This is a genomic window from Streptomyces sp. P13-3-3 (genome assembly GCF_050571355.1).
In the GTDB taxonomy this organism is placed as follows: Bacteria; Actinomycetota; Actinomycetes; order Streptomycetales; family Streptomycetaceae; genus Streptomyces; species Streptomyces althioticus.
The window spans coordinates 150,682-167,242 of the sequence record NZ_CP192229.1; the positions used below are offsets into that span (position 1 = coordinate 150,682).

The 16,561-nt window shown below is 72.6% G+C and carries 18 protein-coding genes; 5 read left to right on the plus strand and 13 right to left on the minus strand.

The window, feature by feature from the left end:
• Window positions 1-19: 19 nt before the first annotated feature.
• Entirely contained in the window at window positions 20-1,324 is a 1,305-nt protein-coding gene (locus ACQZOG_RS27000; protein WP_430741906.1) for a glycosyltransferase, read from the minus strand.
• A gap of 292 nt (window positions 1,325-1,616) precedes the next feature.
• Between ACQZOG_RS27000 and ACQZOG_RS27005 the strand changes: the two genes are divergently transcribed.
• Entirely contained in the window at window positions 1,617-1,862 is a 246-nt protein-coding gene (locus tag ACQZOG_RS27005) for a DUF5133 domain-containing protein (RefSeq protein ID WP_033277112.1), read from the plus strand.
• Window positions 1,863-1,895: 33 nt separating this feature from the next.
• Here the strand turns inward: ACQZOG_RS27005 and poxB are convergent, their stop codons facing one another.
• The 3 genes from poxB to ACQZOG_RS27020 all read right to left on the minus strand — a co-directional run bounded on the left by poxB (window position 1,896) and on the right by ACQZOG_RS27020 (window position 5,049).
• Window positions 1,896-3,644 carry a ubiquinone-dependent pyruvate dehydrogenase gene (poxB, locus tag ACQZOG_RS27010; RefSeq protein ID WP_359671417.1) on the minus strand — a complete coding sequence of 583 codons (1,749 nt, stop codon included), beginning with the start codon at window positions 3,642-3,644 and terminating at the stop codon, window positions 1,896-1,898.
• A gap of 61 nt (window positions 3,645-3,705) precedes the next feature.
• Entirely contained in the window at window positions 3,706-4,494 is a 789-nt protein-coding gene (locus ACQZOG_RS27015; RefSeq protein ID WP_033277110.1) for an acetoacetate decarboxylase family protein, read from the minus strand.
• Window positions 4,495-4,647: 153 nt separating this feature from the next.
• Window positions 4,648-5,049, minus strand: a complete 402-nt coding sequence (locus ACQZOG_RS27020; protein ID WP_033277109.1) for a tautomerase family protein — start codon at window positions 5,047-5,049, stop codon at window positions 4,648-4,650.
• Between the two features lie 231 nt (window positions 5,050-5,280).
• On the opposite strand from ACQZOG_RS27020, the gene ACQZOG_RS27025 reads away from it, so the two are divergent.
• Both ACQZOG_RS27025 and ACQZOG_RS27030 read left to right on the plus strand, forming a co-directional pair.
• Entirely contained in the window at window positions 5,281-5,883 is a 603-nt protein-coding gene (locus ACQZOG_RS27025; protein ID WP_193467216.1) for a GOLPH3/VPS74 family protein, read from the plus strand.
• A gap of 233 nt (window positions 5,884-6,116) precedes the next feature.
• Window positions 6,117-7,139 (plus strand): alcohol dehydrogenase, encoded by a 1,023-nt coding sequence (locus tag ACQZOG_RS27030; RefSeq protein ID WP_191879811.1) that lies wholly within the window; start codon window positions 6,117-6,119, stop codon window positions 7,137-7,139.
• 75 nt (window positions 7,140-7,214) lie between these two features.
• Here the strand turns inward: ACQZOG_RS27030 and ACQZOG_RS27035 are convergent, their stop codons facing one another.
• Window positions 7,215-8,669 carry a dihydrolipoyl dehydrogenase family protein gene (locus tag ACQZOG_RS27035; RefSeq protein WP_033277106.1) on the minus strand — a complete coding sequence of 485 codons (1,455 nt, stop codon included), beginning with the start codon at window positions 8,667-8,669 and terminating at the stop codon, window positions 7,215-7,217.
• Window positions 8,670-8,813: 144 nt separating this feature from the next.
• On the opposite strand from ACQZOG_RS27035, the gene ACQZOG_RS27040 reads away from it, so the two are divergent.
• Complete coding sequence (locus ACQZOG_RS27040; RefSeq protein WP_051724629.1) at window positions 8,814-9,290, plus strand: MarR family winged helix-turn-helix transcriptional regulator; 477 nt, start codon at window positions 8,814-8,816, stop codon at window positions 9,288-9,290.
• A gap of 87 nt (window positions 9,291-9,377) precedes the next feature.
• Here the strand turns inward: ACQZOG_RS27040 and ACQZOG_RS27045 are convergent, their stop codons facing one another.
• From ACQZOG_RS27045 to ACQZOG_RS27080, 8 genes are all read right to left on the minus strand, one after another.
• Window positions 9,378-10,142 (minus strand): SDR family NAD(P)-dependent oxidoreductase, encoded by a 765-nt coding sequence (locus ACQZOG_RS27045; protein ID WP_430741907.1) that lies wholly within the window; start codon window positions 10,140-10,142, stop codon window positions 9,378-9,380.
• Between the two features lie 140 nt (window positions 10,143-10,282).
• Window positions 10,283-10,756 carry a VOC family protein gene (locus ACQZOG_RS27050; protein WP_286159861.1) on the minus strand — a complete coding sequence of 158 codons (474 nt, stop codon included), beginning with the start codon at window positions 10,754-10,756 and terminating at the stop codon, window positions 10,283-10,285.
• A gap of 13 nt (window positions 10,757-10,769) precedes the next feature.
• On the minus strand, window positions 10,770-11,516 hold the full coding sequence (locus ACQZOG_RS27055) for an SDR family oxidoreductase (protein WP_058917820.1): 747 nt from the start codon (window positions 11,514-11,516) through the stop codon (window positions 10,770-10,772).
• A 62-nt stretch (window positions 11,517-11,578) separates the two neighbouring features.
• Window positions 11,579-12,298: an SDR family oxidoreductase gene (locus ACQZOG_RS27060; RefSeq protein ID WP_058915564.1), complete on the minus strand. Its 720-nt coding sequence runs from the start codon at window positions 12,296-12,298 to the stop codon at window positions 11,579-11,581.
• A 166-nt stretch (window positions 12,299-12,464) separates the two neighbouring features.
• Window positions 12,465-13,079 carry an FMN reductase gene (locus tag ACQZOG_RS27065; RefSeq protein ID WP_033277101.1) on the minus strand — a complete coding sequence of 205 codons (615 nt, stop codon included), beginning with the start codon at window positions 13,077-13,079 and terminating at the stop codon, window positions 12,465-12,467.
• Complete coding sequence (locus ACQZOG_RS27070; protein WP_430741908.1) at window positions 13,076-14,182, minus strand: CE1758 family FMN-dependent luciferase-like monooxygenase; 1,107 nt, start codon at window positions 14,180-14,182, stop codon at window positions 13,076-13,078. The genes ACQZOG_RS27065 and ACQZOG_RS27070 overlap by 4 nt, the downstream gene beginning before the upstream one ends.
• A gap of 187 nt (window positions 14,183-14,369) precedes the next feature.
• Window positions 14,370-14,840 carry a MarR family winged helix-turn-helix transcriptional regulator gene (locus ACQZOG_RS27075; protein WP_430741909.1) on the minus strand — a complete coding sequence of 157 codons (471 nt, stop codon included), beginning with the start codon at window positions 14,838-14,840 and terminating at the stop codon, window positions 14,370-14,372.
• A 63-nt stretch (window positions 14,841-14,903) separates the two neighbouring features.
• Window positions 14,904-15,734: an enoyl-CoA hydratase/isomerase family protein gene (locus tag ACQZOG_RS27080; protein ID WP_058915562.1), complete on the minus strand. Its 831-nt coding sequence runs from the start codon at window positions 15,732-15,734 to the stop codon at window positions 14,904-14,906.
• Window positions 15,735-15,957: 223 nt separating this feature from the next.
• On the opposite strand from ACQZOG_RS27080, the gene ACQZOG_RS27085 reads away from it, so the two are divergent.
• Window positions 15,958-16,518 (plus strand): NADPH-dependent FMN reductase, encoded by a 561-nt coding sequence (locus ACQZOG_RS27085; RefSeq protein ID WP_033277097.1) that lies wholly within the window; start codon window positions 15,958-15,960, stop codon window positions 16,516-16,518.
• The last annotated feature ends 43 nt before the right edge of the window (window positions 16,519-16,561 follow it).

Here is a 16,561-nt window from a genome sequence, read left to right on the forward strand (position 1 = left end):
CATAAGCCCATCTCCGGGATCAGCCTGCGGCGGCCCGTTCGATCAGATCCGCGGCCCTGTGCAGCCCGTCGCGCGAGCGGATCGTCCGACCGGTCTCGGTGAGAGTGCGCCGCAGAGCCGTGTCGCCGAGCAGACGGTCGATGGCGTCGTGGAGCCGGGCGTCGGTGAAGCGGTACGGATCGAGCCTGACGCCGTAACCCAGTTCGGCCATGCGCTGGGCGTTGTCGTGCTGGTCCCAGAACAGCGGCAGCAGGATCATGGGCTTGCCGAAGTGAAGGGCCTCGGTGGTCGTGTTGTTGCCGCCGTGGGTGATCACGAGGTCGACCAGCGGCAGGATCCGGGTCTGCGGCAGGTACTCCTCACCCCACATGTTCGGCGGCAGCTCGATCTCCTCGTGCACCGGGCCCTTGGAGACGATGTAACGGTGCGGGGTGCGGGCGAGCGAGGCGATGACCCCGCGCATGAGGTCCACGTCGGCCGAGCCGAGCGAGCCGAGGCTGAAGTAGATCAGCGCACCGCCGCCGCCGTCGCTGTCGGCCAGGGCGGGCGGCAGTGTGAACGTGTCCTCCGTCTCGCGGACCGAGGAGTCCAGCCGGTGCCAGGTGGGGCCCAGTGGACGGGCGTCCGTGTAGTCGGCCGCCTCGGGATACACGTACAGGTTCGGATCGCCCTCGTGGATGAACTCCAGGTCGGGCAGCGGCCGCGCGCCCTGCTCGGTCACCCAGGAGTTGAAGTCGCTCCACAGGCTCCGGTGGGTGCGGTCGTACTCGGCGCGGAACGCGTCCCACCCGCGCCGGTCCGCCGCCGGCAGCCCGGAGAACGGCGGCGGAACGTGCTCGCCCTTCATCTCCAGAGGGTTGCACGAGACGATCCGCACGAAGGGAACGCCCGCCGTGGTCAACGCCGGGAAGCACACGACGTTGTCCTCGACGATCACGTCCGGCCGGACCCGCTCGACGATCTCCTTCAGCCGCGGCTCGCAGTACCGGGCACCGGAGATCAGCTCCTCCCACACCGGCTTGATCCAGGTCTCCAGCTGCTCGATCGCCGGCTTCCGGAACTCGGGTGCGGTGTCGCGCACGAAGTCCTTCCAGAACTGGCCCGCGTCCTGGGGCTGGTCGGGCGGCGGAGCCAGGTCGACCAGCTCCTCCTCGAACCCGAGCGGCGCGAGACGCCCCTTCCAGGACGCCTCCGCGGCGAACACCACACGGTGCCCCCGGCGGCGCAGGACGTCCCCGATCCCTGCGCAGTTGTTCGTCGGCCCGTACGCGCTCTCCGGTGCTAAGAGGACGGTCAGCGGCCGTAGCGGTCCCTTCGGCGACAAGCCCAACTCCCTTACCAGAGGCGACGGTTCAGGAGTCTCGCAGCGGCTCCGATCACCGGGCAAGACCGCCCGCCCGTCATGCCCCGGAGGCCGCCTCGCCCGTCAGGCCGCCTCTCGGGGTGGACAGGCGCCACCGGTGCCCACCCGGTCCACCGTCGGCCACCCGCGCCCGCCCGGTCCACCGTCGGCCACCCGCGCCACCGGCAACCGACAGGCATAGACCTCTCCCCACGGGGCAACCGGAAGTGCGGCGCCCCACCGGGCGCCCTGTACGAGGGGAGACGGAGCGATCATGATCATGCCGGCGGAGAAGGAGCTTCGGGCGGTGCTGGCGCGGTTCGCGCAGGCGCGGATCGAGCACGACGTACTGCCCACCGGCCGCACCAGCCGTGCGCTCGAGGACGCCACCTACACGCTGTGCGTGATCACCGGCTCCCGCACCGCCGAGCAGGCCCTGCGCGCCGCCGACGCCCTGCTCGACCAGTACACCGCCGGCCGCGCCGGTCTCCGCCGGGAGGACGAGACGCTCGCCGCGTGAGCGGCGTCCCCGTGTGAGCGGTACGGGCAACTCTCAGTGCAGCAGAGGCAGTTCGTGCAGGTTGGTCTTCGCCAGTTCCAGCAGCTCGTTCCCCTCGCCCGACAGCACCGTGCGCGTGGCGAACAGTGAGAAGCCCTTCACCTCGTCGTAGGTGAGATGCGGCGGCAGGGACAGCTCCTGGCTCGCCGTGCGGGCGTCGACCACGGCCGGGCCGTCGTGGACGAACGCCTCCCGCAGCGCGTCGTCGAGCTCGCCCGGCCGGTCGGCCCGGAGACCGACGATGCCGGCGGCGCGGGCGACGGCCGCGAAGTCGAGGTCGTCCAGGTCGGTGCCGTAGTTGACGATGCCGCCCGCCTTCATCTCCAGCTCGACGAACGACAGCGTGCCGTTGTTGAGGACGACGACCTTCACCGGCAGCCGCAGATGACGCAGCGTGATCAGGTCGCCCAGCAGCATGCTGAGCCCGCCGTCCCCGCACAGCGCCACCACCTGCCGCCTCCTGCCCGCGGCCGCCTGCGCGCCGATGGCCTGCGGCAGCGCGTTGGCCATGCTGCCGTGGTTGAAGGAGCCGATCAGCCGGCGGTGCCCGTTCATGGTGAGATACCGCGCCGCCCACACCGTGGGTGTGCCGACGTCCGCCGTGAAGATGGTGTCGTCCTCCGCGAGCCGGTCCACCGCCGCCGCCACGTGCTGCGGATGCATCGGCGCGTCGTGCGGCCGCGCCTCGGCGAGGTCGTCCAGATGCGCCCGCACGCGCCGGTAGTGCTTGGTCAGCTTGTCGGCGAAGCCGCTGTCCGGCTTCTCGCGCAGCAGCGGCAGCAGCGCGCCGGCCGTGTCCGCGACCGTCCCCACCAGCGGCACCCGCACCCCGGTGCGCCGCCCGATGTGCTCGCCGCGGATGTCGACCTGCACCACCGGCACGTCGGACGGCGGGTAGAACGGCCGGTACGGGAAGTCCGTTCCCAGCATCAGCAGGGCGTCGCAGTGCTCCATCGCCCGGTAGCCCGAGCTGTACCCGATCAGGCCGGTCAGACCGACGTCGAAGGGGTTGTCGTACTCCAGGTGCTCCTTGCCGCGCAGCGAGTGCACGACCGGTGCCCGCAGGGTGCCGGCCAGCGCCATGACCTCGTCGTGGCAGCCCGCACAGCCCGCGCCGCCGAGGATCGTCACCCGATCCGCGCCGTTGAGGACGTCGGCGGCCTCGGCGAGGGCCTCGCGGGCGGGCGTCACCCGCGACCGCGTCCCGCGAACCGGGTGCGTGTACGGGCCCGGGTCGGCGAGCGCGGCGAGCAGCATGTCGCCGGGGACCACCAGCACGGACACCCCGCCCCGCTCGACGGCGGTCCGCATGGCCGTGTGCAGCAGCCGCGGCACCTGCTCGGCCGTGCTCGCCAGTTCGCAGAACTCGCTGCACTCGCGGAACACGTCCTGCGGGTGCGTCTCCTGGAAGTACTGGCCGCCGATCTCGTCGCTCGGGATGTGGGCGGCGATCGCCAGGACGGGCACCCGGCTGCGCTGGGCCTCGTACAGGCCGTTGATCAGATGCAGGTTGCCGGGGCCGCAACTGCCCGCCGCGACGGCGAGTTCACCGGTCAGGGAGGCCTCGCCGGCGGCGGCGAAGGCGGCCGTCTCCTCGTGCCGGACGTGCGTCCACTGCACGGAGCCGTTGCGGCGCAGTGCGTCCGTGAAGCCGTTGAGGGAGTCGCCGGGGAGGCCGTAGACGCGGCGGACGCCGGACGCCGACAGTGCCTTGACCATGCGGTCCGCGACGGTCGTGCTCATGGTGATGGTCCCTGTCCTCGGGGTCCTGGGGGGTGAAGCGTCGTGGTGAGGTGAGCCGGTGCTACCCCAGCGGCTCGACCTGCGTGACGTTGTAGGACATCGACGCGCGGAAGCCCATGCCGGGCCGGACCGGCGCGAGGTCCGCGAGTTCCTCGCCCACGGCCGGGAACAGCGTGATCTCGCTCGTGCCCGTCCACACGTCCGCCACCTGCTGGTCGGCGTAGTCCATGCGCACCAACTCGTGCACGGCCGGCTTGTCGTACTTGCCGACCTCCAGCGTGGGGAAGTGCCGCAGATTGATCGTGTCCCGGGCGAGCAGGGCCGACGGGTCCTCCATCGGCGCCTCCAGGGTGACCCGCGCCTCCGCCAGGGTGCGCTCGTCGGACGAGAGGGTCGCCCCGAAGCGGGCGCCGGGCGAGAGCGTCGGCGACGCCTTGCCGGGCGACGCGAACACCCGGGTCTGGTGCACGTTGCCCGCCTTCTTCGGGAACCCCTGGATCCAGCCCCGCGCGAGCGCGTGGTGGTTGTCCACGTAGATGTACGGGCACCACGACACGGGCCGGCCCTGGTGCCGGGCGTCGACCAGCACGAAGAACTCCCGGTACTGGCTGCGGACCGGGTCGAGGTACTCGTCCTGCTCGCCGTTGAACTGCCAGTCCACGAAGAACGCGACCACCCTGCCCGAGGTGTCCGGGTCGGGGTCCAGTCCCTCGGGCAGCGTCGCCTCGGCGGCGGACGGCTCGGTGAAGAACTCGACGCCGACGATGTCGCCGGCGTAGTGCCAGGGCGGTGCCGGCGCGATGTTGGCCTCGCCCTTGGGGGACAGCGGGACGGTGTAACCCTTCAGCATGAGGACTCCTCAGGCTCGTGAACGGCACGGTCGGAAAGGGTGCGTCAGAAAGGAGGGGCGGCGGTCGCCGGGGAAGAAGCGGCGGTCGCCCGGGAAGAAGCAGTCGGTGGCCGGGAGGAAGCGGTCGGTGGCCGGGAAGAAGCGGTGGTCGCCTCAACTGCGCCCCGCGGCGAGCCACTCCGCCTCATGGCCCGGATCGGGCAGGACGCGGCCCGCCTCCACGGCGGAGCGCGCGGGGCTGTCGAGGATCACCACCATCACGTGCTCCTGCGGAATGCCGGAGATGCGGGACGCGGCCTCCGCGATCGCCAGGGCCAGCCGGGTCGTCGAGTCCTGCGGATGGCCGCGCCGCGCCCAGCCGTTGATCAGCAGGGGAGTGCCGGGGCGGCCGCCGACGTAGACGTTCTCCCGGGGCGTCTCCGTGAAGACGACGTTGACGTAGTCGGGCGGGACGCCGTTGATGTCGGCGTGGATTCTGGTGATCTCGGCGGCGAGTCCGTCCTTGACGTCGGACGGCAGGGAGCCCTGGACACAGGTGCAGGTGTAGATCGGCATGGGTCGTCCCGGGGACGGGGATGGGGTGGCCCGGCGAGGTGGGGACGCAGGTCGGTGCGGACGCGGTTGTCGGCGGCCGAGGCGTGTGGAAGGCACTTCGCCGCCGGACGTCCAGCATCACCCATCCGGGGGAGCTTCGCAGCTCGGGAAGGGGGAAGGCCGGGACGCGCCGCGCGGGCCCGGGTGTGCGACCGTGGAGGTGACGGCCTCCCGCCCGTACCGGAGTTGACCATGACCACAGCGCGTGACCTGGCCCTCGTCGCCGCCGACCCGCGGGACAGGACCGTGGTGGAGCAGGGCGACCTGTCGCTCGCCCTCGCGGGGGCGGAGCTGATCGACCTCCTCGACGCCGAGGCGCTCACCCTCGACGGCACTCTCCTGGTCCCCGCCGGACCCGCGCCGGCCGGCGACCGCCTGCTGTCCGAGGCCGCGCAGTGGCTGGCGGACGGCGGACCGGGCGAGACCGTGGACGACTGGCTCTGGCGCCGGGGCCGCGACCTCGCCGGGCGTTACCGGACCGTCCTGGAGGAGGAGGGGCTCGTCGAGCCCGAGCGGCGGAGCCGCAACCCGCTGCGGCGGCAGCGCACCGCTCCGGCCGACCCGTCGCCGGCGCGGGCGGCGGAGGGGCGCCGCTCGTCGGGCGAGCCCGTGCTCGGCGCCCTCGTGGCCGCCGTCGGACTGACCGAGCAGGGCGGCGAGGCGTTCGACGGGCTCGACGACGAGCGGACGACGGTGCTCGCGGCCGTGCTCCAGGCCGTCACGGAACTGGCCGGTGAGCGGCAGCGCCGCACCATCGAGGCCGCGGCCTTCGACAACATCTGGCGCGGCGACTGACCGTCCCGCGGGGTGGCCGCCCGCCGCCCGCCGGGGTGCGGCCGTCCCGTGTTGCCGCCCCCGGGCACCGGTGGTGGGATGGACACTCCCGCGTGCGACGCGGGAGGAGGTGACACCGGGCACCATCAAGCCCCGGGCGAACGTCCCGCCCCTCACCCGACCTCCGTCCGTCCCGACCCCGCTCGGCGCGCGGACCACCCCCCTACGGTCGCCGCCGGCTCCGGAGTACCACCATGAACACGTACCGAGTCGCCCAAGTACCCGCTCCCAACGGGTCGTTCGAAATCGTGGAACGCGAGGTTCCCCGGCCGGGCCCGCGTCACGTACGCATCGCCGTCGAGGCCTGCGGGGTCTGCCGCAGCGACGCCATGTTCGTCTCCGCCGGGATGCCCGGCGTACCCTTCCCGCTGGTGCCGGGGCACGAGACAGCCGGCCGCATCGACGAACTCGGTGACGGAGCCGACGAGATGGGCTGGCAGGTGGGGGACCGGGTCACCGTCGGCTGGTTCGGCGGCAGCTGCCTGCACTGCGTCCCGTGCCGCCGCGGCGACTTCATCGTCTGCGACAACCTCAAAATCCCCGGCTACGCCTACGACGGCGGCTTCGCCGAGGCGATCGTCGCGCCCGTCGACGCCCTGGCCCGCATCCCCGACGCGCTCGCCGCCACCGACGCGGGGCCCATGGCCTGCGCGGGCGTCACGGTGTACAACGGGCTGCGGCGCAGCGGCGCCCGGCCGGACGACGTGGTGGCGATCCAGGGCATCGGCGGCCTCGGGCACCTGGCCGTGCGGTTCGCGGCGGCCATGGGCTACGAGACGGTCGCGATCGCGCGCGGTGCGGACAAGGCCGACTTCGCCAAGGAGTTGGGCGCCCACCACTACGTCGACAGCACGGCGGGCCCCGTCGGGGAGGCCCTCCAGGCGCTCGGCGGCGCGAAGGTGGTGCTGGCCACCGCCGGCAACTCCGAGGCCATGGCCGCCACGGTGGACGGACTCGCCCCGCGCGGTGAGCTCGTCGTCGTCGGCGCGACACCCGACCCGATGCCGGTCAGCCCTCTTCAGCTGATCCTCAAGGGGCGGTTGCTGCGCGGCCACCCCTCCGGGACCGCGCAGGACGTGCAGGACACCATGACCTTCGCCGCCCGGCACGGCATCCGCCCCATGACGGAGGTCCTGCCGCTCGACGAGGCGAACACCGCCTTCGGGAAGATGATGGACGGCAGCGCACGCTTCCGCATGGTGCTCACCCCGAACTGACCCCGGCGGCCCGAGCCGACCCCGGCGGCCCAGGCCGCCGGGGTCAGCCCGTCAGGCCGCGCCGGGGTCAGCCCGTCAGGCCGCCGAGCCGTCGCTGTCCCGGTACGTCTCCAGGATCCGCAGCCACACCTCGCTGATCGTGGGGAACGCCGGGACGGCGTGCCACAGCCGGGCCACCGGCACCTCGCTGGTGACGGCGACGGTCGCCGAGTACAGCAGCTCCTGGACGCCCGGGCCCACGAAGGTCGCCCCGACGACGTTCCCGCGCTCGCTGTCGACGATCACCCGCGCCCGGCCCCGGTACCCCTCCGCGTACTGCACCGCACCGGCGATCTTCCCCATGTCGAAGTCCACGACGTCGACCTTCAGCCCCGACCGCTCGGCCTCCCGGGCGGTCGGGCCCACCGACGCCACCTCCGGCTCGGTGAAGACGACCTGCGGCACGGCGGCGCTGTCGGCGGTCGGGGCGTGCCGCCCCCACCTGCCGTCGTCGAGCGGCTCGCCCTTGGCGCGTGCCCCGATCACGGCGCCCGCGATCCGCGCCTGGTACTTGCCCTGATGGGTCATCAGGGCGCGGTGGTTGACGTCCCCGACCGCGTACAGCCAGCCCTCGGTGATCTCCGGCACGCGGTAGGAGTCGTCCACCGGCAGCCAGTCGCCCGGGGTGAGGCCGACGGTCTCCAGGCCGATGTCGCCGGTGTGCGGAGCGCGTCCGGTGGCGAACAGGATCTCGTCCGCGACCACCGTGTCCCCGTCGTCCGTCGTGACCCGCACGGGCCCGTCCCCGCCGTCCTCGCGCTCCACGCCGGCCACCGACCTGCCGAACCGCACGTCCACCCCGGCCTCGCGCAGCGCGTCCGTCACCATCTCCCCGGCGAACGGCTCCATCCGGCCCAGCAGCCCGCCGCGTACCAGCATCGTCACCCGGGAGCCGAGCGCCCGGAACGCCGTGGCCATCTCCACGGCGACCACCCCGCCGCCGACCACCACGAGCCGGTCCGGCACGTGCCGCGCCGCCGTCGCCTGCCGGTTGGTCCACGGCCGTGTCTCCGCGAGTCCGGGAAGGTCCGGGAACGCGGTGACCGTGCCCGTGCACACCCCGACCGCGTGCCGTGCGGTCAGCTCCACCCGCTCGCCGTCCGGCGTGTCCACGACGACCTGGCGGGGGCCGCTCAACCGGCCGTGCCCGCGCACCAGATCCACGGAGACCGAGTCCAGCCACTCCTCCTGGTCCGCGTCCTGCCAGTGCGCGGCCATCGCGTCACGGTGCTCGAAGACCGCGGGCACGTCGAGGGGGCCCTCGACCGCCCGGCGCAGCCCCGGGACGCGCCGGGCGTCGGCACGCGCCAGCACGGGGCGCAACAGCGCCTTGCTCGGTTCGCAGGCCCAGAACGAGCATTCGCCGCCGAGCAGTTCGTTCTCCACGATCACCGTCGTCAGTCCGGCGGCGCGGGTGCGGTCGGCGAGGTTCTCCCCCGTCGGTCCCGCTCCGAGAACCACCACGTCGTAGGCCCGGGAAGTGCCGTTCATGCCCGCCTCCGTGCACTCGGATGGTCGACTGGGCGCGTCCTTCCAGTGTCCACCTCCGGGCACGACATCGCCCGGCGTGCGGCAGGGCGCCCTCGTGTACCCCGCCGCGGGTCCGGCCTCTCGGGAGGCACGTAGCATGGCGCCATGTCACGCGTCGCGCGGAAGCCGGACACCGCTGAGCAGCAGCCCGAGCCCCTCACCCCGGACGAGGAGGCCGTGGTGCGGTCGCTCAGCCGTGTCATCTACGCCCTGCCCCGCGCCATCGACGCCGACATGCTGCGCGAACAGCGCATGTCGCTCGTCGAGTACCTGGCCCTGGCGAATCTGTCGGAGGCCCCGGACCGGCAGCTGCGCATGAGCGAACTCGCCGCCTCGGTCGAGATGTCCCTCAGCGGCATGACCCGCCTGGCGACGAGGCTGGAGACACAGGGGCTCATCCGCCGGATCCGGTCCGAGGAGGACGCCCGGGGCCTGAATGCCCGGCTGACCGACGCGGGCCTGGCCCGGCTGAAGGAGGCGTGGCCCAGCAACCTGGCCTCGGTGCGGCGCCATTTCCTGGACCACCTGACGGAGCTGGACCTCAGGAAGCTCGCCGCGGCACTGCAGAACGTCGCCACGTGACCCCGCGGCGGACCCGCCAGGTCCGCCGCACGGTCACGTCCCGGGCCGGCCGCGTCACCGGGCCGCCCGCCGTGGCGTCCGCGTCCGTCACCAGGCGCTCGAGCCGCCGTCCACGGCGTAGTTGGCACCGGTGATGTAGGACGCCCGGTCCGAGGCCAGGAAGGCGGCCAGCTCCACCACCTCCTCGGGGCGCCCGAAGCGCTTGAGGAGCGTCTTGGCGGTGATCGCCTCACGCAGTTCCTGGTTGTCGCCGAGGTCCCGGTCGCTGGCCGGGGTGAGCACCGGGCCCGGACTGACGGCCACCGCGCGGATGCCGTGCGGGGCGCCCTCCAGGGCCATCTGCCGGGTCATGCCGATCACTCCGGCGTTGGCGGCCGTGTGCGCCACCATCGGCGGTTGCGCGCCGGCGATCATGCCCGCCTCCGAGGCCACGTTGATCAGCACGCCGCCGCCGCGCGCGACCAGATGCGGCCAGGCGTACTTCGACACGAAGAAGGGGATGTCGAGTTCGCCCGCCACGGTCGTCCGCCAGTCCTCCACGGAGAAGTCCGGCAGGGGACCGAAACGCTGCAGGGCCGCGTTGTTGAAGACCACGTCCAGACCGCCGTACACGCCCACGGCGTTCTCCACCAGCTCACGCACCTGCTCGGGGTCGGTGAGGTCGACCGGCGCGAAGCCCGTCATCAGGCCGCCCGCGGTGCGCACCATGTCGACGGTCTCGGCGTTCCCGTCGGCGTTGATGTCGGCGCCCACGACGCGCGCGCCCTCCCTGGCGAAGACCAGGGCGGCGACCCGTCCCATGCCGCCGCCGGTTCCGGTGATGAGGACGATCTTCTCGTCGAGTATGCCCATGAGGAACAGCTCCAGGTCCGATGTCCGTGTCCATGCCGGACATTTCCTTGCTTGACGAAGCAAGTGTGCGTCGTGTGGGCTCAGGCGTCAAACGACGTCGTGAACGGGGGAGATGTCGGCGTCGCCCGGTGGGGCGCGGGTCAGCGGCCGGGCAGGCGCTCCGTGATCTCCTGCACGATCCAGCCGTTGCCGTCCGGGTCGTCGAAGGACAGGAACGAGCTGTAGCTGCGCCCCTCGGGGTCACGGCCCGGCAGCCGTGCCTTCGTGCCCGCGTGATGGAAGACCCCGCCGGCGTCGTGGAACACCTCACTCACGGCGACACCCCTGCGCGCCAGCTCCTCGCGGGCGGCCTCGATGTCCCGCACGACGAGGTGCAGTCCCTCGGCCGATCCCGGCGCGGCCTCGCTGACCTGGTCCCCGAAGATCACCGAGCAGGCGGACCCCGGCGGTGTCACCTGCACCACGCGCAGACCGTCGTCGGCGGTGAAGTCGGCGTCGAGCCGCCAGCCGAGCCCTTCGTAGAAGCTCTTCGCACGGTCGACGTCCGACACCGGAACCACTGCCACTTCCAGCTTCATGTCCATGGTGGACCCTTCCTGTTCTGTGTCGGTCACGCCCGCCGCCCGCTCACGGGGGCACCAGCTGCTGTCCGCCGTCGATGTCGTACGTGGCGCCCGTCACGGCCTCGTTGCACATCAGGTGCACGGCCAGCGCGGCCACGTCGTCCGGACCGACGACCCGCCTGATGGGGAGGGCGGCGCGCAGCTGCTCCCGCCGCGCCTCCAGCCCGTCGCCCAGCAGCGACGCGGACAGGGGCGTGTCGACGAAGCCGGGCGCGACGAGATTGACGCGCACCGGTGCCAGTTCGAGCGCCAGACCGGCGGTCAGGGCGGGCAGCGCGGCGGTGAGGGCCGACGTCACGGCCCCGCCGACGGAGGGGCGGCGGCCACCCGTGCCGCCGACGAACACCAGCGTCCCCGCGTCACGGACCACGGCGGCGCCGTACTTGGCGACGCCGAGGGTGAGGGCGAGGCGTCGCCCGAACACGGCGCGCGCCTCGTCGACGTCCATCTCCGCCAGCGGCATGTACCAGGGGGCGCCGGCGGTCGAGACGACGTGGTCGACCGGGCGGGCCAGGTCCGCGAAGAACCGCCGCAGGGCCTCGGAGTCGGCGGCGTCGACGGCCGCCGTCCGCTCCGCCCCGACGTCCGCCGCCGCCCGGTCCAGTCGGTCCCGGTCGCGTCCGGCCATCACCACCCGGGCGCCGTGCCGCCGCGCCTGATGCGCCGTCGCGAGTCCGATGCCGGAACTCGCGCCGATCACCACCACGGTCTGGCCCGCCAGGTCTCGGGGGAGAGGGGCGTCGCTCGCCATGGTGCCTCCGGCGTCGGTGCGCGGGACGGCCCGGTCACGGAGCCGGGCGGCGGGGTCCCGCATCAGACAAGGGACTGCCCGCCGCGCAACTGGGGGTACAGTGCGGCGGGCCCTTCCGGCAGGGCCGCCTGGACCCTCCGGCTCACGTCGTCGCCCAGGACCTCGGGCAGCCCGGCCGCGACACCGTCCAGGGCGGCGCGCGCCACCGCGCCGGGGTCCGACTTCGGCCCCGGCACGCCCGCCGCCATGTCGGTCGCCAGATAGCTGACGTGCAGGGCGGTGACCTGCGTGCCCTGGCCGGCGAGGGCCAGACGCAGCGCGTTGGTGACCGACCACTCGGCGGCCTTCGCCGCGGCGTACCCGGCGCTGACCGGGATGGACACCCAGGACAGCACGGAGAGGACGTTCACGACGGCGCCCCCGCCGTTGCGTCCGAGCACCGGGGCGAAGGCACGGCTCATCGCCAGCGTCCCCACCACATGGGTCTCGAACTCCCGCCGGAACGACTCCAGATCGCCGTCGAGGATGTGGGCGCGGGTCGTCGACCCCGCGTTGTTCACGAGCAGCGTCACGTCCGGAGCCGCTCGGGACGCCGCGGCCACGGAGTCGTGGTCGGTGATGTCCACGGCCACCGGGACCGCCCCCGGTACGGCGACCTTGCCGGGGTCACGGGCTCCCGCGTAGACCTTGGCAGCCCTCGCGTCGAACAGGGCGCGTACGAACTGCTCCCCGAGTCCTCGGTTGGCGCCCGTCACGAACGCCACGGATTCTTCGAGCTTCATGGAGACCTCCCCCGGCGCGGGGACAGCCGCCACGGACCACCGGTCGGCAGGCGGTTCGAGGCCGTGGACGGCCGTTCCGACGCTACAACGCGGGGCTGTGCCTCACCACTCGAACGGCCGAGCGGGCGCCCGGCGTCCAGGCGCCCGCGGCGCGCCGGGGCAGGCCTCATCCTCCCCGGAGCAGACGGTCGAACGGCTGCGGATCGTCGTACGGGTGGTCGGCGGGCGGTGCCTCCTCCCGCCGCCCCATCTCGCGGGCCAGTTCCCGCGCCGCCCGCCCGACGCGTGCGGCCAGTGGCCCTTCCGCCTGCCCCGCGCCCCAGTCCTCCGGCGCGGCGAACACGGCGGTGGGCACCACCACGGCGTGCAGGTGGCTGAACAGGGGCCGCAGGGCGTGCTCCAGGACGAGCGAATGCCGTCCGGTGCCGCCGGTGGCGGCGACCAGGACCGGCTTGCCCGCCGCCGCCGGCTCCTCGAGACAGTCGACGAACATCTTGAACATGCCGCTGTACGACGCCGCGAAGGTCGGCGTCACCACGATGAGGCCGTCGGCCCGCGCCACGGCGTCGAGCGCCCGGCCGAGACCGGGTGACGGATAGCCGGCGATCTGGTGGTTCACCAGGTCGTGCGCGTGGTCCCGGACCTCGATCACCTCCACGTCGGTCTCGTCCCCCAGCAGGCCCAGTTCCCGCCGTGCGGCGTCGGTGAGCCGGTCGGCCAGCAGACGGGTGGACGACGGCTGCCGCAGCCCCGCCGAGACGACGGTGAGACGGCGCTTCACCGGGCACCTCCCTCTCCGGGGACCCGCGCCGCCTCGGCGGCCGCGATCCGGGAGGCGTGGGTGGGGGCGTCCGGGACGTGCGCGGGCCGTCCCTCGGCGGACTCCGCGCGCAGGACGGGCACGATCGTGCCCAGGGCCTCGATCTGTTCGAGCACCGCCCGGTGCGGGACGCCGATGCCGTCGACGTTGAACAACTGGCGCTGGTAGTGCCCCGCCGCCTGCTCGCGGTAGGTGAGCACCTGCTCGATGACCTGCTGCGGGCTGCCGACCAGCATGGCGGTCTGCGCCATCGTGTCCTCCAGCGACGGACCTCCGCCGTACACCGGCGAGTTGTCGAAGTAGGGGCGGAACTCGCGCACCGCGTCCTGCGAGTTCTTCCGTACGAACATCTGCGCCGCCAGTCCGACGACCGCCTGGTCGGCGGGCCCGTGCCCGTAGTGCTCGAAGCGGCGGCGGTACAGGTCGACCAGCCGTTTGACGTGCTCCTTGGGCCAGAAGAGGTTGTTGTGGAAGAAGCCGTCACCGTAGTAGGCGGCCTGCTCGGCGATCTCCGGGGAGCGGATGGAGGCGTGCCAGACGAACGGCGGCACGCCGTCCAGCGGGCGGGGTGTGGAGGTGAAGCCCTGCAACGGCGTGCGGAACTTCCCCTCCCAGTCGACGACGTCCTCGCGCCAGAGCCGCCGCAGCAGGGCGTAGTTCTCCACCGCGAGTGCCAGGCCGTCACGGATGTCCTGCCCGAACCAGGGATACACCGGGCCGGTGTTCCCGCGTCCCAGCATCAGGTCGACCCGGCCGTCCGCGAGGTGCTGGAGCGTCGCGTAGTCCTCGGCGATCTTCACCGGGTCGTTGGTGGTGATCAGCGTGGTGGAGGTGGACAGCAGGATGCGCCGGGTGCGGGCGGCGATGTGGCCGAGCAGCGTGGTGGGGGAGGACGGGACGAAGGGCGGGTTGTGGTGCTCGCCGAGCGCGAAGACGTCCAGGCCGACGTCCTCGGCCAGGCTCGCGTACTCCACCAGCGCCTTGATCCGCTCCTGCTCGGTGGGGGTCCGTCCGGACAGCGGGTCGCGTGCCACGTCCCCCACGCCGAAGATTCCGAAGTGCATCTGGTGATTCCCGTCTGTGATCTTCGATCGGATGTTGCTATGCGAAGCAAATAAAAAGCGAGTGTTGTTCCCCGCTGTTTCGCTCGCCGTCGCCGTCCGGCCCGGCCGGATGCCGGTGCGTGGTGGTGCGGGCCGGGTGGGTCCGTGTGGGGTCGTGAGCGCCGCGTCCGCCGGCGGGCGGATCGGCTCAGGTCGCGACCTTGTGCAGCGCCGCGGCCAGCTGCCCGAGGTCCATGCCCGTCAGATGGTCGAGGAAGTGCCGGCGGACGGCGGCCAGGTTGGTGGGCCACGCCCCCTCCAGCCGTCGCAGGCCGGCGTCCGTCAGGGCCGCGTTCCAGCCCCGGGCGTCGTCCGGGCAGCGGGTCCGCCGGACGAACCCCTGGCTTTCCAGTCGCTGCACGACGCGCGTGGTGCCGCTCAGTGACATCTCGCAGGCGTCCGCGAGATCGCTCATGCGCAACCGGCGCTCCGGGGCCTCCGACAGGTGCATCAGGGCCAGGTACTCGGTGTTCGGCAGCCGCTGCTCGCGGATCATGTCCGCGTCGATGGCGCGCGGCAGTGCGTGGATGAGCCGGGGGAGGGCCCGCACCACGGCTTCCTCGTCCGGGGTGAGGGGGCGCGGCCCGGCCGGGGCGGGGTCTGGTGTCGCGGTCGCCATGCCCAGATGGTTGCACGGCGAAGTATCTTCGGCAAATGTCGTGCCGTTCCGGCCCGCCCGCGGTCAGGTGCCGGGAGGGGCGCCGATCCGCCGGCCGAGGTCGAGTTCCACGCCGTCCGGCTGCTGGAGCCCGGCCTCGAGGAGCCGCTCGACGCGGTGTGCGTTCTCCGGGCGTCCGGAGGTGCGGAAGAACGCCGAGAGCGCGGCGCCGAACTCCTCGACGGGAGGCTCGGTGACCGCGTCGACGAGCGACTTGGTCTCCCGTACGGCCGTTCTGTCGAAACCGGCGATCCTGCGGGCGAAGCCGTCGACGAAGTCTGCCAGCTCACCGTCCGGCAGGACGCGGTTGACGTAGCCGTACCGCTCGGCGAGGTCCGCGGGGAAGTCGTCGGCACCCAGGAGGATCTCCAGCGCGCGCCCCCGGCCCATCATCCTGGCGAGCCGCCCCGTGGGATCGCCGCCGGGCACCGACCCGACGCCGACCTCGAAGTGGCCGAGGACGGCGGCCGGCCCGGCGAACCGGATGTCGGTGGCCAGCGCGAACTCGCTGCCGGCACCGCGGGCGCGGCCGTTGATCTCGCTGACGGTGACGGCGGGGACCCTGGCCAGGCGGTACACGTTGTCCGCGTAGGGGTGCAGGCCGGAGGGTGCCGGCTTCATGGCGGCCACTCTCGAGCGGTCCGCCAGCATGTCGTAGTGCGCCATGAAGAAGTCCGGGTTGGCGCTGCGGAACACCACCACGGTGAGCTCGGGAGCCCGTTCGATGCGGGTGATCAGCTCTGCCAGCTGTTCGATGGTGTCCGGGTCGATCAGGTTGATCTCCCCGTTGGAGAAGGTGACCCGCCAGTAGGAGGGGCTGATCTCCCGGACGTCGAACTGTGTCTCGCCGCTCATCGGCTGCTCCCGTCTGCGGGGGAGGGGGGACCCGGAGCCCGCTGCCCAATCTAGGCCATTACCGGAAGAATGCCCCGTGCAAGGGCCCCCGGGCGGCAGGCGTCCGCGCCGTCACCGACTTACTTGACTCGGCAAGCATATGGTCGTACCTTCGCAGAGAACTTGCTTGGCGAAGCAACTTCTTCCCCCAGTTCCCACGCTGTTTCCGCACGAAAGGTCGATCATGACCAAGATTGGAATCATCCTCGGCAGCACCCGCCCGGGCCGCAACGGTGAGGCCGTGGCCCGCTGGGTGCACGAGGTCGCCGCCCGGCGCACCGACGCGGAGTTCGAGATCGTCGATCTCCTCGACTACGAGCTCCCGGTCCTGGACGAGCCGTACCCGGCGTCCCTGGGCAACTACACCCGGCCGCACACCGGGCCCTGGGCCGAGAAGATCGCGTCCCTGGACGGGTTCGTCATCGTGACGCCGGAGTACAACCGCTCCGTGCCGGGCGCCCTGAAGAACGCCATCGACTACCTCTACGCCGAGTGGAACAACAAGGCCGTCGGGTTCGTCAGCTACGGATCGGTCGGCGGCACCCGTGCCGTGGAGCACCTGCGCGGCATCGCGGGGGAGCTGCAGCTGGCCGACGTCCGCTCGCAGGTGGCTCTCTCCCTGTTCACGGACTTCGAGAACTTCAGCACCTTCAAGCCCGCGGACATCCAGCACGCCACCCTGACCACCACCCTGGACCAGGTGGTCGCCTGGGCCAAGGCGCTGGAGCCGCTGCGCGCCGCCTGAGTGACGCCCCGGCCTGCCCTGACGGGACGTCGGTGCCGCCCCG

Excerpts from the sequence above, each read along its gene's own strand:
- ACQZOG_RS27005 (WP_033277112.1), top strand. The coding sequence starts at position 1,617 with ATGATCATGCCGGCGGAGAAGGAGCTTCGGGCGGTGCTGGCGCGGTTC.
- poxB (WP_359671417.1), bottom strand. The coding sequence starts at position 3,644 with ATGAGCACGACCGTCGCGGACCGCATGGTCAAGGCACTGTCGGCGTCC.
- ACQZOG_RS27015 (WP_033277110.1), bottom strand. The coding sequence starts at position 4,494 with ATGCTGAAGGGTTACACCGTCCCGCTGTCCCCCAAGGGCGAGGCCAAC.
- ACQZOG_RS27020 (WP_033277109.1), bottom strand. The coding sequence starts at position 5,049 with ATGCCGATCTACACCTGCACCTGTGTCCAGGGCTCCCTGCCGTCCGAC.
- ACQZOG_RS27025 (WP_193467216.1), top strand. The coding sequence starts at position 5,281 with ATGACCACAGCGCGTGACCTGGCCCTCGTCGCCGCCGACCCGCGGGAC.
- ACQZOG_RS27030 (WP_191879811.1), top strand. The coding sequence starts at position 6,117 with ATGAACACGTACCGAGTCGCCCAAGTACCCGCTCCCAACGGGTCGTTC.
- ACQZOG_RS27035 (WP_033277106.1), bottom strand. The coding sequence starts at position 8,669 with ATGAACGGCACTTCCCGGGCCTACGACGTGGTGGTTCTCGGAGCGGGA.
- ACQZOG_RS27040 (WP_051724629.1), top strand. The coding sequence starts at position 8,814 with ATGTCACGCGTCGCGCGGAAGCCGGACACCGCTGAGCAGCAGCCCGAG.
- ACQZOG_RS27045 (WP_430741907.1), bottom strand. The coding sequence starts at position 10,142 with ATGGGCATACTCGACGAGAAGATCGTCCTCATCACCGGAACCGGCGGC.
- ACQZOG_RS27055 (WP_058917820.1), bottom strand. The coding sequence starts at position 11,516 with ATGGCGAGCGACGCCCCTCTCCCCCGAGACCTGGCGGGCCAGACCGTG.
- ACQZOG_RS27060 (WP_058915564.1), bottom strand. The coding sequence starts at position 12,298 with ATGAAGCTCGAAGAATCCGTGGCGTTCGTGACGGGCGCCAACCGAGGA.
- ACQZOG_RS27070 (WP_430741908.1), bottom strand. The coding sequence starts at position 14,182 with ATGCACTTCGGAATCTTCGGCGTGGGGGACGTGGCACGCGACCCGCTG.
- ACQZOG_RS27075 (WP_430741909.1), bottom strand. The coding sequence starts at position 14,840 with ATGGCGACCGCGACACCAGACCCCGCCCCGGCCGGGCCGCGCCCCCTC.
- ACQZOG_RS27080 (WP_058915562.1), bottom strand. The coding sequence starts at position 15,734 with ATGAGCGGCGAGACACAGTTCGACGTCCGGGAGATCAGCCCCTCCTAC.
- ACQZOG_RS27085 (WP_033277097.1), top strand. The coding sequence starts at position 15,958 with ATGACCAAGATTGGAATCATCCTCGGCAGCACCCGCCCGGGCCGCAAC.